This window comes from Natronorubrum amylolyticum, assembly GCF_052040145.1.
Lineage (GTDB): Archaea > Halobacteriota > Halobacteria > Halobacteriales > Natrialbaceae > Natronorubrum.
This window is the reverse complement of the sequence record NZ_JBPPFW010000001.1, coordinates 103,637-117,445: the sequence shown is the minus strand read 5'-3', so window position 1 is coordinate 117,445 and position 13,809 is coordinate 103,637. Positions and strand designations below refer to the sequence as shown.

The 13,809-nt window shown below is 64.0% G+C and carries 14 protein-coding genes; 8 read left to right on the top strand and 6 right to left on the bottom strand.

The window, feature by feature from the left end; all coding sequences use genetic code 11:
- The 5 genes from ACSFDB_RS00585 to ACSFDB_RS00565 all read left to right on the top strand — a co-directional run bounded on the left by ACSFDB_RS00585 (position 1) and on the right by ACSFDB_RS00565 (position 4,402).
- A complete protein-coding gene (locus ACSFDB_RS00585; protein ID WP_440769126.1) occupies positions 1-819 on the top strand; it encodes a TorD/DmsD family molecular chaperone in 819 nt (272 codons plus the stop codon).
- A 211-nt stretch (positions 820-1,030) separates the two neighbouring features.
- Positions 1,031-1,618, top strand: a complete 588-nt coding sequence (mobB, locus tag ACSFDB_RS00580; RefSeq protein ID WP_440769125.1) for a molybdopterin-guanine dinucleotide biosynthesis protein B — start codon at positions 1,031-1,033, stop codon at positions 1,616-1,618.
- 269 nt (positions 1,619-1,887) lie between these two features.
- Positions 1,888-2,556: a helix-turn-helix domain-containing protein gene (locus tag ACSFDB_RS00575; protein WP_440769124.1), complete on the top strand. Its 669-nt coding sequence runs from the start codon at positions 1,888-1,890 to the stop codon at positions 2,554-2,556.
- A gap of 189 nt (positions 2,557-2,745) precedes the next feature.
- Positions 2,746-3,513, top strand: coding sequence for an enoyl-CoA hydratase/isomerase family protein (locus ACSFDB_RS00570; protein ID WP_440769123.1), 768 nt, complete (start codon positions 2,746-2,748; stop codon positions 3,511-3,513).
- 121 nt (positions 3,514-3,634) lie between these two features.
- Positions 3,635-4,402: a DUF8593 domain-containing protein gene (locus ACSFDB_RS00565; RefSeq protein ID WP_440769122.1), complete on the top strand. Its 768-nt coding sequence runs from the start codon at positions 3,635-3,637 to the stop codon at positions 4,400-4,402.
- Between the two features lie 220 nt (positions 4,403-4,622).
- On the opposite strand, the gene ACSFDB_RS00560 is transcribed toward ACSFDB_RS00565, so the two are convergent.
- The 4 genes from ACSFDB_RS00560 to pyrB form a co-directional block, all read right to left on the bottom strand.
- Positions 4,623-5,768 (bottom strand): hypothetical protein, encoded by a 1,146-nt coding sequence (locus ACSFDB_RS00560; protein ID WP_440769121.1) that lies wholly within the window; start codon positions 5,766-5,768, stop codon positions 4,623-4,625.
- A gap of 279 nt (positions 5,769-6,047) precedes the next feature.
- Positions 6,048-6,887: a hypothetical protein gene (locus tag ACSFDB_RS00555; RefSeq protein WP_440769120.1), complete on the bottom strand. Its 840-nt coding sequence runs from the start codon at positions 6,885-6,887 to the stop codon at positions 6,048-6,050.
- A gap of 359 nt (positions 6,888-7,246) precedes the next feature.
- A complete protein-coding gene (pyrI, locus tag ACSFDB_RS00550) occupies positions 7,247-7,759 on the bottom strand; it encodes an aspartate carbamoyltransferase regulatory subunit (protein WP_440769119.1) in 513 nt (170 codons plus the stop codon).
- The gene (gene pyrB / locus ACSFDB_RS00545) at positions 7,746-8,675 is read right to left on the bottom strand and encodes an aspartate carbamoyltransferase (RefSeq protein WP_440769118.1); all 930 of its coding nucleotides are present in this window, start codon (positions 8,673-8,675) and stop codon (positions 7,746-7,748) included. Before pyrB ends, pyrI begins: the two co-directional genes overlap by 14 nt.
- Positions 8,676-8,949: 274 nt before the next feature.
- Between pyrB and ACSFDB_RS00540 the strand changes: the two genes are divergently transcribed.
- Complete coding sequence (locus ACSFDB_RS00540) at positions 8,950-9,576, top strand: RAD55 family ATPase (protein ID WP_440769117.1); 627 nt, start codon at positions 8,950-8,952, stop codon at positions 9,574-9,576.
- Between the two features lie 27 nt (positions 9,577-9,603).
- On the opposite strand, the gene ACSFDB_RS00535 is transcribed toward ACSFDB_RS00540, so the two are convergent.
- Positions 9,604-10,053: a DUF7344 domain-containing protein gene (locus tag ACSFDB_RS00535; RefSeq protein WP_440769116.1), complete on the bottom strand. Its 450-nt coding sequence runs from the start codon at positions 10,051-10,053 to the stop codon at positions 9,604-9,606.
- 188 nt (positions 10,054-10,241) lie between these two features.
- Here ACSFDB_RS00535 and ACSFDB_RS00530 point away from each other — a divergent pair, with 188 nt between their 5' ends.
- Entirely contained in the window at positions 10,242-11,468 is a 1,227-nt protein-coding gene (locus ACSFDB_RS00530) for a DUF7504 family protein (protein ID WP_440769115.1), read from the top strand.
- Between the two features lie 87 nt (positions 11,469-11,555).
- Positions 11,556-13,643, top strand: a complete 2,088-nt coding sequence (locus ACSFDB_RS00525) for a hypothetical protein (RefSeq protein ID WP_440769114.1) — start codon at positions 11,556-11,558, stop codon at positions 13,641-13,643.
- 21 nt (positions 13,644-13,664) lie between these two features.
- Here ACSFDB_RS00525 and ACSFDB_RS00520 read toward each other — a convergent pair whose 3' ends face one another.
- A complete protein-coding gene (locus ACSFDB_RS00520) occupies positions 13,665-13,799 on the bottom strand; it encodes a DUF7503 family protein (RefSeq protein ID WP_281245266.1) in 135 nt (44 codons plus the stop codon).
- Positions 13,800-13,809 lie beyond the last annotated feature (10 nt).

The following is a 13,809-nucleotide window of genomic DNA, read 5'->3' as shown; positions in this document are numbered from 1 at the left end:
ATGACTCCAGACACACACGTCCACCGCGCACGACTGTACAATCTCACGTCGCTGGCGTTCGACCGCCCAGGCGACGAACTCAAGGAGGCCCTCGTCTCCGGCGAGTTCACCGAGCAGTTGCTCGAATCGGCCGCCCACTTCGAGGACGACGAACTCCGGGATCGCGCCGAGGCAGTCGCCGAGACCGCCCCGACCGATCCGGACGACATCGACGAACGCTACTCCGACTGGGCGACACTGTTCGGCTTCGAGGAAGGCGGTGAGATCCAGCAGTACCAGATCGAGTACGCCCCCGGAACCCTCGTGACCAGCACGGACACGCTGGCGGACCTCTCGGGGTTCTACAAGGCGTTCGGGCTGACGCTGACCGAAGCGAATCGAGAACGGGCGGATCACCTCTGCCTGCAACTCGAGTTCCTGTCGTACCTCTCGCTCCAGACGGCCTACCTCGAACTTGACGGGGACGATGACGGTATCGATATCGTCACCAATGCACAGGGTGACTTCCTCGAGGATCACCTCGGTCGCTGGATCCCCCGGTTCGCCGAGACGGTGCTAGACGAAAGCGACGTGGCGTTCTACCGGACGCTCGCGGAGCTGGTCGACCGACTCGTGGAAATCGATGCCGAGCGGTTCGACGTCGAACCCGATGTCTTCGACGAGACGCCACCCTCGCCGCTAGAGGGATTCACCGACACCGACGAGGGCGATTTCCGCTGTGGAACCTGCGGATCGACGCCGTCGGTAGCTACCGGACAGCAACCGGAACCGTCAGCCCAGCCACAGCCGCCACGAGGCGACCGTGATGGGCCGTACTGAGTGATCAAAAGGCCCCTCGAGTCCGCCATCGTGCCATCTCACTCCGATCTGTCGACCTGCCATCGCTCTCCGGTCCGAAAACGGACCGTCACCGGTCGCCAGTGCTCGGCTCACAGATGGATACTGGAATCCTCGAGTCGGGCCGGATCGACCTCGCTTCTCTCGTTCGAACGTGTCTTGTGTTCGGCTCCCGTACAAAGCCCGTTATCGCATGAGTAACGGCGCTTCGCTTCGAATTATCTCGCTGGCCGGCCCGAGCGATTCCGGCAAGACGACGCTCGTCGAGAGCCTCGTGCCGAAACTGGCCGAGCACGGGCGCGTCGCGACCGTCAAATCGATTCATCACGACATCGAAATCGATACCCCGGGGGCCGACACCCATCGCCACCGGACCGCCGGCGCCGAGACCGTCGTCGGGATCACCCCCGAACTCACCTTCGACATCAGCACGCGCGGGAAGCGCGATCCGCCATCCCGTCCCGACGGAACCGCCCTGCTCGAGTCCGACGATCCCGAGCTACAGGCGCTCGCGAGCACGCTCGTGCGCCTCGAGCGTCGGGGCTACGCGTTCGTCGTCGTCGAGGGCTTCTCGGCGGCCCCCCTGCCGACGATTCTCGTCGGGGACCGCGACCCGTCCGCCGTCGGCGGCGAAATCGTCGGTCGCGGATCGGACGGTGTCGACGACCTCGTGGCGACGATCCGCTCGCTCGAGCCCGTTTCCGTCGCTGATCCTCCGAAGAAGCACGAACGCGAAGACGACGGACTCGATTCCAACTCGGGCAAACGCGACGACCACTAGCGACGCCTCGTTCGGAACGAACTTCGCGGTGTATCGTCCGAGTGGTACGAATCGGATTCCGTACCACACGAACGGAACGCCCTCCTCCTCCGACAGTCGCCGTCACCTCCGTATGAACGCGTTTCGATACTACTTCTAGTATTCTGATAAGATGGCGTGAATACCCTCGGATCGGAACCAATCAGTCGAACTGTAATTCGGCTTTGTCACGGCTAATCCCTTTGGAAGTGGGGTTATTGGGTTCGTCGTCGTAGTAGTGATTGAGAATCATGACATCGATTGCAGACATCGAGATTCCCGCGGAGGGAACTGGCGCCGGCGAGCTGTTCGAGGCCGTCCCCTCGCTCACCTGCGAGATGGAGCGAGTGATCGCCTCGAGCGGTCACGGTCTCTGGCTGTCGGGTCCGTCACAGGACGCCGTCAAGGAGGCACTGGACGACGCCACCGCGATCGGCGACTACGCGTTGATCAACAGCGACGATGATCGGTGGCTGTACGACATCGAGTTCGAGCCGGACACCGTCGACATCTTCGATCTGGTCATCGAAGAGAAGGGGACGGTCCTGAGCGCGTCAGCCTCGAGCGGCACGTGGCTGCTCAGCATCCGGTTCACCGACCGGGAGAGCGTGAGTTCGCTCTACGACCGCCTCGACGAGGAAGACGTCGCGCCGACGATCGTTCGCCTGTTCGATCTGGCGGAGGAGAGCCACTCCCAGTGTGGGCTCACCGCTCGCCAGTACGAGACGCTCGTCGCGGCGATCGACCACGGCTACTTCGAGATCCCGCGCGAAGTATCGATGCAGGAGCTTTCCGAGGAGCTGGGAATCTCCCACCAGGCGCTCTCGGAGCGACTCCGCCGAGCCTACCGGGCCCTCGTCACTTCGGAGCTGAACGTCTCCGAAGACGAGACCGTCGCCCCGCCGATGCCGTCAGACTGAACCGTCCCCGAGTAGCCGACAGCCATCGCTCGAGACTGCACGACGCCGGTCGCCACCCGGCATTCCGGCAGTCGATGTTTTCACGGTAGATCGTTCCCAGCAGCAATGCGTTGAGCGCCTGCGCCGGAGTAGCGGCGCTCGTGGCTGCGAACGGGTACCATTATGTCGCGCGCCAGTCACTGTCGAGCCATGCACGTCGACACCGACGACGGAATCCTTCGGATCGCGTTCGACCGACCGGGCGCGCTCAACGCCATGACGAGAGAGACCGCCGTCACGCTCGCCGAGACGATCGAGGACGCCTCGCCGGACGAACACCACGCGATCGTCCTCACTGGCGAGGGTGACGCGTTCAGCGCCGGCGGCGACCTGCAGGCGCTGTCGGAGTCTCCGGCTTCGGCGCGGGACGCCTACGAATCGGTCACCGACAGCTTCGGACGGGTCGTCGAGGCAATGCTCGAGTCTTCGGTGCCGATCGTCGCGAAGGTCAACGGCGACGCCATCGGCGCCGGACTGGCGGTCGTCGCGCTCGCGGACATCGCCTACGCCGCCGAGGACGCGACGTTCTCCTGTGCGTTCGTCCGCGTCGGTCTCATCCCCGACACCGGCGGGACGTTCATGTTGCCACACATCATCGGCCTGCGCGCCGCGAAGAAACTCGCGTTCACCGGCGAGTTCTTCGGCGCTGAGCGGGCAGCCGACCTCGAGTTGGTCAACGAGACGGTGGCCGCCGACGAACTGGACGACCGCGTCGAGGAGACCGTCGAACAACTGCGAAACCGACCGACCGAGATCGTCGGCATGATGAAACAGGCGATGCACGAGAACATGGGTCGACACTGGTCGGAGGCTCTCGACTACGAGAACCTCCTGCAGGTGCAGGCTCGAACCTCCGAGGCACACGAGGAAGGCGTCTCGGCGTTCCTCGAGGGCCGCGATCCCGAATTCGATACGTAACCGGACCAGATACGTCGGATCCGGACTTCGTTCGGATCCGGTACGGAACGTGTCACTACTCGAACCGCAAGCCACCGCAAGCACCACCAACTTCCACGGGTTCGCCGTCTAGTACAGTGTAATGTCTCCAGAGTTTACCGACGACGACATCGGCAAGGCCGTTGTGAACGCGAACGGCGAAGAGGTCGGTCTCGTCACGGACGTCGACCACGGCACAGCCCACGTCGAACCCGACCCCGGAATCGCCGACACGATCAAGGCGAAACTCGGCTGGGGTGGCACCGACGAAGACACCTACCCGCTGCAGGAGGGCTCAGTAGCTCAGGTGACGGACGACGAGGTCCACCTCGAGAGCGATCTCGCCGGCAGCTCCGGCGGCGGCTCGACCAGTACCGGCGGCGCCTCGGACCTGGACGCCGGCTCGACTGGATCGGGCGACACGGACACCGGTACCGGAACCGGTGCTGGCGCGGCGGGCGCCGGCACCGATACGGATCGCGGAACTGGGGCAGGCGACGACGACTTGATCGGTGACGACGATGATGGACTCACCGACGACGATGACGGCCTCATCGGTGACGATGACGACGACGGATTCGCTGACGACGATGACAGCCTGATCGGCGACGATGATGATGGTCTCACCGACGACAGCGACGATGATCTCATCGGTGATGACGATGACGACGGCCTTTCCGACGACGATGACGGCCTCATCGGTGACGACGATGATGGACACACCGACGACGATGATGGTCTGATCGGTGACGACAACGATGACGATCTCATTGGTGACGATGACGACGGCCTCACCGACGACAACGATGACGAGCTGATCGGTGACGATGACGACGATGACGATGTCCTCGACGACCGAGACACCCGGTAGTTCCGATCACGTATCGTCTCGAGTCACCGTCGGGAGCCGCCTTCGAACCCATTCTTTTTGTTCGACTGGACCACGACTGCCGATCGACCGCTCGAGAAGACTAACGTCTCGCGAGCGGTCGGACGGTACTGACGGTTCGATCCACCGAGCGCATCGAAAAAGAGTGAGAGCCGAGGAAGTCCGTCGACAGGACTAACGCAGGCGGAAGCGGCGAGCGTCGCTACTCTTCCTGTTCGTCGTTCTCCTCGTCGGTGTCGGCCCGTCCTCGCTCGGCAGCGCCCCCCGTGTCGTCCTGTGGCATCTCCTCTTGGTCGAAGTCGCGGTCGATCTCCTCATCGGACGACTCGAACTCGCCCGAAGACGAGCCACCGTCGTGCTGTCTCTGAGCGATCGGCTGTCGCTGCCGACCCCGTTCGGACTCGTGTTGATCCGTCTCGATTCGCTGTGAGTACTGCCCCCGTTCGTTGCGAGACTGCGACGATTGCCGTCGCGGCGTGGACTGGCCGAACTCCCGATCCTGACGCCGGTGTTCCTGCTCACGTCCTCGAGTCGGTCGATCGGCGCCGTGTTGTTGCGGCTGCGATCGCTGCTGTGTCTCGTGGCCGAACTGCCCCTGTTGGGAGCTCGCGTCGGTCGATTGCGATTGTGACTCGTAGGGCTGTGACTGAGACTGGTGTCCGGCGTGTGACTGGGGTTGCTGGCCGGACTGGCTGCCGGGACCCATTTGCTGGGGTTGTTGCTGGCCGGCGGATCCAGACGCTTCACCGCCGTACGTCTCTTCCTGTGAGACCCACTCGCCCGTCTGCGGGTATTGCTGGCTCGGCTGGTGGGTGTGCTGTCCCATCTGCTGGCTTGACCGTGGCTGGCCGCCCATCTGCTGGCCGCTCATCTGACCGGTCGACTGTTGGCCGCCCATCTGGCCGCTGAACTGCTGTTGACCCTGTTGTCCGGATCGATACTGACCACCCATCCGCTGCTGGCCCGACTGCCCCAGCTGCTGACCGGACTGGTGCTGATCGCCCATCTGCTGGCCCTGTCCCGACTGGGGCTGCGTAGCCGCCTGCATTCCCTTCTCCATCGCGCGTTCCATCTCCGGCGCGACGGCCTCGAGCCCTTGCAGATAGCTCTCCATCATCGACTGGGTGAACCGCTGGCCCGGGAACCCCTGCATCATCGACTTCGTGATTTCGACACCCTGTCTCTGGGCCGTGTCCTGCCACTGCATCGCGCTCAGGGTCATTCGGGCGATGTTCCGCTGAAGATCGATCGCTTGTTCGATGGCCGCCTGCCCCTGGTTCATCGTCGACTGCTGGAGCTGTTCGGTCGGTTCGTGCCGGGACTGTTGGGATTGCTGGTTGTCTCTCATCGGAAATCACTCGAGGATCGTCGATCCTCGCTCACCCAGCAGGGAGACGGAGGCTCCAATAAAGGTCGCCGTCAGTTCCACGGAGAAGAACGACACCAACTCCTGAAACGACGCCCACCGCTCGAGCGACGGTTCGAAACGACGCAAACGATCGGCAATCAACAGATTCGCTTTCGAGGCGCACGGGTTCCGCGCGATCGCGGGGGACATTGCGTATCGCTCCGTGCGGTGATGGTGCTCAGAAGAGTAATAGCTGGTTGACGACGCTCGTGGGACCGTTCAGGAGTCCGACCCCGGATCGCCGTGGGTGACGCCGTCGCGTTCGTCGGCACGCATGCGTCGCAGCGCTCCCCGGGCGTTGCTCGCCTCGTAGCCGAAGAAGACGTCCTTCCCGTAGGCGTCGGCGACCTCGGTGGCGTGGATCAGATTGTCGATATCGATGTTTACCGCGTACAATTCGATATTAAAGGGCGTCTCGAGCGCGCTCTCGAAGCCCCGGGCGATCGTCTCGAGCCAGTAGGTCGTCTCGTAGGCCATGTCGTACAGCGGGACGACGAACTCGTCGACGTGTTCTTCCAGGGCCTCGAGGTCGATCCCCGCCCGCTCGTAGAGGTGACCGGGGTAGGGATCGGGGTAGAGCGTCATGTAGACGGTGCCGGGGATGCGATCGACGGCTTCCTCGACGAACTCCGTGATAACGCTCGCGCGCCACTCGAATCGGTCGTCGAACTCGCTCGCTTTGAACGACTCCTCGCAGACGCCACAGCGACAGTACTCGGCGCGCGGGAAGCCGATGTCGTCGAGACGAACGTCTTCGTTGGCCGCGACGCAGTCGTCGATGATCTCGAACAGGCCTTCGCGATAGTCCTGCCTGGAGGGGCAGATGTAGGCCCAGTCGAAGTATGTCCGATCGCGCGTGGCCGGGCGACCGAAATCGTCGACGGCGACCAGCGACGGGTCGGCGTCCGCGGCGGCGTTGTCGCCGAAACAGGACACCATGTTCACGCCGTCTTCGATCGGTTCGGCGGACCGGCCGGTGACGTCTTTGACCTCGTAAAAGCCGCGGTCGAACTCCGGCCAGCGGACTTCTTCTGCGTTACGCGTGACGACGCCGTACATACAGTCGGGTACGGCGCCGCATCCGTAAGCCGTTCGGAATCGAACGGTTCTCAATAGGAACAACTGAAACGATTCACACACTGATCGCACAGCCGTCGTGCGATCAGGTGTACATTGACGTTCAGTGGCTACTGTACCTTACTCGACTGGGTCGTACTCGACCTCTTCGATATCGACGTCGGAGGAGCCGCTGACTACGACTTTCCAGAGGACGGCGATAACGAACAGGGCGACCAGGATTTTGACTGTACGAGACATGTACACGTAGACACTACATTGCAGCCCACTTAGATATTCTGGATAATTTTCTAGAAATGAAGAACGGTTCGACAGGTTCCAGTCGCCGACCTGTACTCGCTTCAGGTGTCGATCAGTGACGCGATCTCCTCACGGACGATCGTCCCGCAGTACGCACAGCGCACGCCGTCGTCGAGCACCTCGAACTGGGAGGTGACCGGTTCGTCGCCGGTCGTGATACAGCCCGAGTTGGGACAGGAAAGCACGTCCTCGACGATTTCGGGGCGGTCGACGCGGTGTTTCTCGATCACCTCGTAGTCGCGGACGATGTTGATCGTCGCGTCCGGCGCGATCAGCGAGAGCACGTCGACCTCGTCCTGGCTGAGCTCTCGTCCTTCGACCTTCACGATGTCCTTGCGTGCGAGGCGATCCGACGGGACGTTCATTCCGACCGAGAGCTCCTCACCCTCGCTGCCGTCGATGCCGAGAATCGCCAGCACGTTCAGCGCCTGCCCCCCGCGAACGTGGTCGATCACGGTGCCGCTGCGGATCTTGCTGACGCGCAACTGGTGGTCGTCGCCGCCCTGGGAATCGCCGCCGTTCGCGCGCTCGTCGCGTCCGTCACTCATCGCCATCACCTCCCTCCTGTAAGAACAGATCGAGCAGCGCCATCCGTACCGGCACCCCGTTGTGCGCCTGCTCGAAGTAGGCCGCGTACTCGGTCTCGTCGATCGCCGGCGCGATCTCGTCCACTCGCGGAAGCGGATGCATGATCGTCAGGTCGTCGCTCGCGGCCTCGAGCGTCTCCACGTCGATCTGGTACTCGCCGGCGACCTTCTGGTACTCCTGTTCGTCCGGGAACCGCTCGCGTTGGATGCGGGTGACGTAGAGCACGTCGAGCGAGGGGAGCACCTCCTCGAGCGACTCGTGTTCGCGGATGCCGGCGCCCTCGGCCTGATGGAGGTCGTAGACGACCTCGCGGGGCAACTGGAGGCTCTCGGGGCTGACGAAGTGCTGGCGCGCGTCGAAGTTCGTCAGCGCGTACGCCAACGAGTGGACGGTCCGACCGTACTTCAGGTCGCCCATGATCCCGATGGTAAGGTCGTCGAGCCCGGCGTTCTCGCGGATCGTGTAGAGATCGAGGAGCGTCTGCGTGGGGTGGTGGCCCGCGCCGTCGCCGGCGTTCAGCAGCGGGACGTCGACGAACTCGCTGGCCATCGTCGCCGCGCCCTGCTTGGGGTGGCGCAAGACGAGCGCGTCGGCGTAGCCCTCGATGACGCGGACGGTGTCGGCGAGCGTCTCGCCTTTCTTGACGCTCGAGGATTCGACCGAACCCATGTCGACGACGTCGCCGCCGAGGCGTTTCATCGCGGTTTCGAAGCTCATCTTCGTCCGCGTGCTCGGTTCGAAAAAGAGCAGGCCGAGCAACCGGTTCGCGTGACGGTCGGCGACGGCCGACGGATCGGCGTCGATCTCGGCCGCCCGGTCGAGGACGGTCTCGATGTCCGCTCGCGAAAGTTGTTTACTCGTGATGAGGTGATCGTGACGCATTCGTTCGTGTTAGCTCTTGGCGCCCCCTTGAATCTCTCCATTCGGCGTCGCCGGCAGACCCCGGTCGGACCAGCTACTCTCAGAGCCAGCCGACGATCGGTTCGGCGTACACCGTGACCCCGCAGAGCGCGTCAGTGGCCGCCACACATCGCCGCGTTCGGCCGTCGGCAAAGAGCTGTCCACCGGTATATTTACAGCTCGAACTGACTTGTTTCTAAGAATTGATTCGAAGCCAAAGAGTTATGCGGGCGCTGTGGCTACTGATCACAATTGTATGGTCGGTCGACTGGATACCGGGATCGACGTGCTGGATCGGAAACTCGACGGCGGGTTACCACCGGGGTGTATCGTCGCGTACACCGCCCAGCCGGCCAGCCAGTCGGAGCTTCTCCTCTACGAACTCACGGCCGCCCGCGGCACCCTGTATCTCTCGACCGAGCGCTCCGACGACGCCGTCCGTCACGCGATCGAGGCCTCGCCATCCGAGGTCGGCAGTCCGACCGTCCGCCACGTCACCAGCGACGACCCACTCGAGGAGGCGACCCGTCTCATCGGCGCCCTCCCCGACGGGGCAAACCTCATCATCGACACGATGGACGTCCTGGAACACGCCGACACCGACGAGTACGTCACTTTTCTCAACGAACTCAAGTCACAGATGCTCGAGACCGGTTCGATCGCGGTGTTACACTGTCTGGAAGGCGACGACGTACCCGGCGGGCGGACGCGGACGATCCACGCCGCCGACGCCGTCTTCGATCTCCGGACCAAGACCGCCGGCAGCGAACTCGAGAACCACCTGACGATCCCCAAGTTCCGCGGCGGCGCACAGCCGACCGAGGCGATCAAACTCGAGTTGACCGAAGAGGTGGCGATCGACACGAGCCGGGATATCGCCTGAGTGCGAGCGGGCCAACGACGGCGGTCGTCAGGTGCCGTTCGTCTCGGACTCGTCGTCCGTCGCCGACCCGTCGGTCGACTCGAGGGAGTGACAGCACGCGAGGAGTTCGTCGAACAGCGCCGGCGGCGAAGACCACCTGATCGCTCCGCTTCGGTGGTCGTACTCGACCAACTTTCGATCCGTCAGTTTCGGCAGGTGGTTGTGGTAGAGATCGATGAGGACGGACTCGCGCCGTTCGGCGGAGACTCGTTCCGCAGACACTCCCGCTTCGTTGGCGGCGATCGTCGCCGCTAGCGACTCGAGGCTGGCGACCTCGTGGTCGCTGAGGTAGTACAGCACGTCGCGCCGGCGCTGGTGACTGAGGAGAACGAGCAACTCGTCGATCGGAGACTCGCGTTCGGACCGGGTTGGGGGGTCGAAGCGGCGGTCAGGCGTCGAGGATCGCCCGCCCGTATCCTCCGGGCTGAAATCGACCATATATTCGTAGCCAGTCGCGGGACGGCAATAAACGTACTAGGAGAATACCGGGTCGGTGTATCCGAAAGGAAGAGAGATGAGCCGACACGACGTACAGTATTTCTGCCCATTTTGTGGTTATCTCCGTGTATTTCTGGCACGAAACTATGCGCGAGCTATTCGTACGCGCCACGCCTACGCAGGTTCAGATGACGAAGGATACCTCTCGAGACGGGAGGGACCAGTTCTCCCGTCGCCGAGTGATGGACGGGGGGGTGCAGATGCGGTCCGGTGTGGCGGTGGTGAAACGGATCGCGGACGAAACCGGCGTCTCACCGATGGACCTCCCGCAGTTGAACGAGACCGTCGATCCGGACGCGCTCGACGACCTCCTCGAGAGCGTCGAGCAATCGAATCGCGACGCGTGGCCGGTGATCGCGTTCTCCTACGCGAACCGGCGCGTTCGGCTGACCGCCGACGGCCGAGTGACCCTCTCCGACCCGGACGAACCGCCGGCGATCGACGACTGGGCCCACGTCTCCGACGTCGACGTCGCCCGTGAGAACGACGCGACGATCCGAATCGTCTCGGCGATTGCCGCGCACACCGACCACGATCGGGCGTACGTCCGGTCGGCGATTGCGGACACCATCGATCTCGACGCTGTCGTGCGACTCAACGCACACCGACGGAACGGCGTACCGCGATCGGGTGCGACCGTCGCGTTCTCGACGCTCGGATACGACATCGTCGTGCGACCGAACGGAACGATCGCGGCCGGCTCGACGCTCAGGCGACTGAAACGGGTCGGCGGCAACGTGCTGGTCGTCGGTGCCGTCCCGGACGATCTCGTCGACGTCGCGAGCACCAGACTCCTGGGCGACCGGGGCCGCGACCGCCGCCACCTCTTCGCCTTACTCGACCGTGATATCGACGCCGTTTGCACGCGATTATCCCCCGACGACGCATCGACCGCACGCGTCGTCGACTACGCGGCAACCGCCCGGTCTGCCGCGAGCGCCCAACCCAGCATCGATACCAATACGACGCCCAGTATCGTCGCCGAGCCCGACGACGTCGAGGGTCTCGAGGAGGCCATCGATTCGACGCTCCGAACGATCACGGCAGACGAAACGGCGTCCGGCCCAGCGACAACCCGTCTCTGCGTCGACTCGTTGCGTCCGATCATCGAAGACCGAGACATCGAGGTCGCCGAGCGGTTTCTCGAGTCCGTCTGCGGGTCGGTCAAAGCGACCTCGGCGCTGGGACACTACGTCCTTCCGATCGAGCGATCGTCGGACGCCGTCCGGCGACTCGAGGCGTCGTTCGACGCGACGGTCGAACTCCGCGTCGGGGACTCAGGCGCCGAACAGCGTTGGCACCTCCACGAGAGCAACTACACGACCGACTGGTTCGCGTTGCGCGACTCGCGGTAGCAACGTGACGACCCGACCGGCCCGTCGACGGTCGCTGATCGACGGGAGCGAACGATCCGAAGCCGACGAGACGACGATCCTCGACGAATGACACTGACACCCACGTTCCAGCCGGCCGACGACAGACCGGGGCTCACGGTCGTCGACCCGATCGAGAACCGACAGTGCCCGATCCAGACGTCGGAACGGGTCACGCCGACCGCGGTCGAAACGGACGACTTCTCCTTTCCGGTCGACGCCGCCGTCGCGGTGACGACCGAACGGCTGGTCCTCCCCTTCGTCGTCCCGACCTACGTTCGCAATCCGGCGGGAGAGATGCTGCTCGAGGCCGAACACTACGCCTACGAGACGCTGCCCGACGGGACGTACCTCGTCGAGTTGATGGCGCCGATCAAACTCTACATCCGCGTCCACGGCGAGTTGACCATCGCGTCGTCCGACGACCGCTTGGCGTTTTACTTCGGCGAAGCGACGACCGTCCGACTGGGAGCGCGGTCGCGCCACGAACGGCCCGCGACCACGGTCGAGACGACCGCCGATCCGAACGATCTGGCTCGTGCCGTGTCGACCTTCGGCTCCGCGCTGAAAACAACGAGTCCCGAGCGCTCGTTGCCGTCGTTTCGGGGACACCCGCCCCGCCTCGCGCTGGCCGACGACGTTCGAATTCCCGACGGACTCGAGACCCCCGATACCGGCGTCAGAATCGTCGTCCCACCGGAGCGGGCAGCCCTCTATACGATCTGCCCGCTCGCCTACTACCTCGGCGCGACGGTCGAGACGGGGAGCCGGCCGCGAATCGAGACCGACCGCGGCTTCGAGTACTCGCTGGACCGCCCCGAGTACACGTTCGACCGGCTGGTCGACCGCGTTCTCAAGCACGTCTTCTTTATTGACTGCGTGACCCGGACGGAGGGGTTCTATCCGGTCGAACTGTACGAACGCCAGCAGGTCGCGGACCGCCTCGAGTTGGCGTTCGACGAGCTCTACGAGCAGTCGCTGGCCGATCGACTCGCCACCGCGCTTTCGATCCCGTTCGATGCCGTCGCGGATCTCGTTCCCCGGTGGCGGCTGGTCACGTACGCGACGTCGGCTCCCGAGAACGCGGCCGCGCTCCCGTATCTGGCGTACGAACTCGCGAGCGTTCGGTCGCTGCCAGCGACCCCGGAGCCAGCCACGCCGCCGACGATTCCGAGCGAGATCGAGGCGTTCACCAGATCGACTCCCCGTTCCGGCGACGGCGAGTCGTCGGTCGATCGAGGCATCGATTCGTACGTCTCGATCCCCGAGGTCGACGCCTTCGAACGGGCGTGGCTCGGCGAAGGCGTTCCGATCGGTGCGAACAAACTCCTCCAGGCCGGCTTCGAGAACGGACTCGAGGGCACCCCATCAGGCGACGGCGTCGAGGTAACTATCGTCTGTAACGACGAGCGAATGGCCGCCGAACTCGAGGCAACCGACGACGGACTCTACGGCGACCGCGAGGAACTTCCGTTCGACGCCACCGTCCACCGGGACGTCAGCGGGGACGAACTGCGGCGGCTCTTCGCCGCGGACGTCGACTTCCTCCACTACGTCGGCCACGTCGAGGACGACGCGTTCGTCTGTCGCGACGGCGCGCTCGACCCGAGTACGCTCGCGGACGTCGGCGTCGATGCCTTCCTCATCAACGGCTGTCGGTCGTACGAGATCGGAGCGCGAGTGATCGAGAGCGGCGGCGTTGGAGGCATCGTCACGCTTAGCGAGGTCGGGAACCAGGACGCGATCGCCGTGGGACAGTTCGTCGCCCGACTCCTGAACAACGGGTTCACGCTTCGATCCGCGGTCGCGATGGCGCGATCGTACCGACTCGTCGGCAACCAGTACATCGTCGTCGGCGACGGTGGGCTGGCCGTCGGCCAGTCCGGGAGCATCGTTCCGAACAGTTGCCGTATCGAGTCGATCGACGACGAGCGCTACCGGCTCTTCGTCCAGCTCTACCACGTCGACAGCGGCGTCGGCGCGCAGTACATCCCCTACCTCGACGGCATCGATCGACACTATCTCGCGGGCAAGGAACTGCCCCCGATCGATCTCTCGGGAGACGCACTCGCTCGGTTTTTAGGACTCGAGGAGATCGCGGTCGAGTTCGACGGTGAGCACTGCTGGTCGACTGACGATCGGTTCACGCTACTATAAGAACAAAATTCGTTTCGACTCTCAGTACGTTCCGCCACCGTTTCCGGCAACGGCGGTGCCGGCCTGTGAGAGTAACACACACGCGGCGAACAGGACGCCCATCAGTCGGGGATGCTCGGCGAAGAACGCTCGAATCTGGGATTTGCTTTCGGACATTGCGACCGTT

Excerpts from the sequence above, each read along its gene's own strand:
- ACSFDB_RS00585 (WP_440769126.1), top strand. The coding sequence starts at position 1 with ATGACTCCAGACACACACGTCCACCGCGCACGACTGTACAATCTCACG.
- mobB (WP_440769125.1), top strand. The coding sequence starts at position 1,031 with ATGAGTAACGGCGCTTCGCTTCGAATTATCTCGCTGGCCGGCCCGAGC.
- ACSFDB_RS00575 (WP_440769124.1), top strand. The coding sequence starts at position 1,888 with ATGACATCGATTGCAGACATCGAGATTCCCGCGGAGGGAACTGGCGCC.
- ACSFDB_RS00570 (WP_440769123.1), top strand. The coding sequence starts at position 2,746 with ATGCACGTCGACACCGACGACGGAATCCTTCGGATCGCGTTCGACCGA.
- ACSFDB_RS00565 (WP_440769122.1), top strand. The coding sequence starts at position 3,635 with ATGTCTCCAGAGTTTACCGACGACGACATCGGCAAGGCCGTTGTGAAC.
- ACSFDB_RS00560 (WP_440769121.1), bottom strand. The coding sequence starts at position 5,768 with ATGAGAGACAACCAGCAATCCCAACAGTCCCGGCACGAACCGACCGAA.
- ACSFDB_RS00555 (WP_440769120.1), bottom strand. The coding sequence starts at position 6,887 with ATGTACGGCGTCGTCACGCGTAACGCAGAAGAAGTCCGCTGGCCGGAG.
- pyrI (WP_440769119.1), bottom strand. The coding sequence starts at position 7,759 with ATGGCGATGAGTGACGGACGCGACGAGCGCGCGAACGGCGGCGATTCC.
- pyrB (WP_440769118.1), bottom strand. The coding sequence starts at position 8,675 with ATGCGTCACGATCACCTCATCACGAGTAAACAACTTTCGCGAGCGGAC.
- ACSFDB_RS00540 (WP_440769117.1), top strand. The coding sequence starts at position 8,950 with ATGGTCGGTCGACTGGATACCGGGATCGACGTGCTGGATCGGAAACTC.
- ACSFDB_RS00535 (WP_440769116.1), bottom strand. The coding sequence starts at position 10,053 with ATGGTCGATTTCAGCCCGGAGGATACGGGCGGGCGATCCTCGACGCCT.
- ACSFDB_RS00530 (WP_440769115.1), top strand. The coding sequence starts at position 10,242 with ATGACGAAGGATACCTCTCGAGACGGGAGGGACCAGTTCTCCCGTCGC.
- ACSFDB_RS00525 (WP_440769114.1), top strand. The coding sequence starts at position 11,556 with ATGACACTGACACCCACGTTCCAGCCGGCCGACGACAGACCGGGGCTC.
- ACSFDB_RS00520 (WP_281245266.1), bottom strand. The coding sequence starts at position 13,799 with ATGTCCGAAAGCAAATCCCAGATTCGAGCGTTCTTCGCCGAGCATCCC.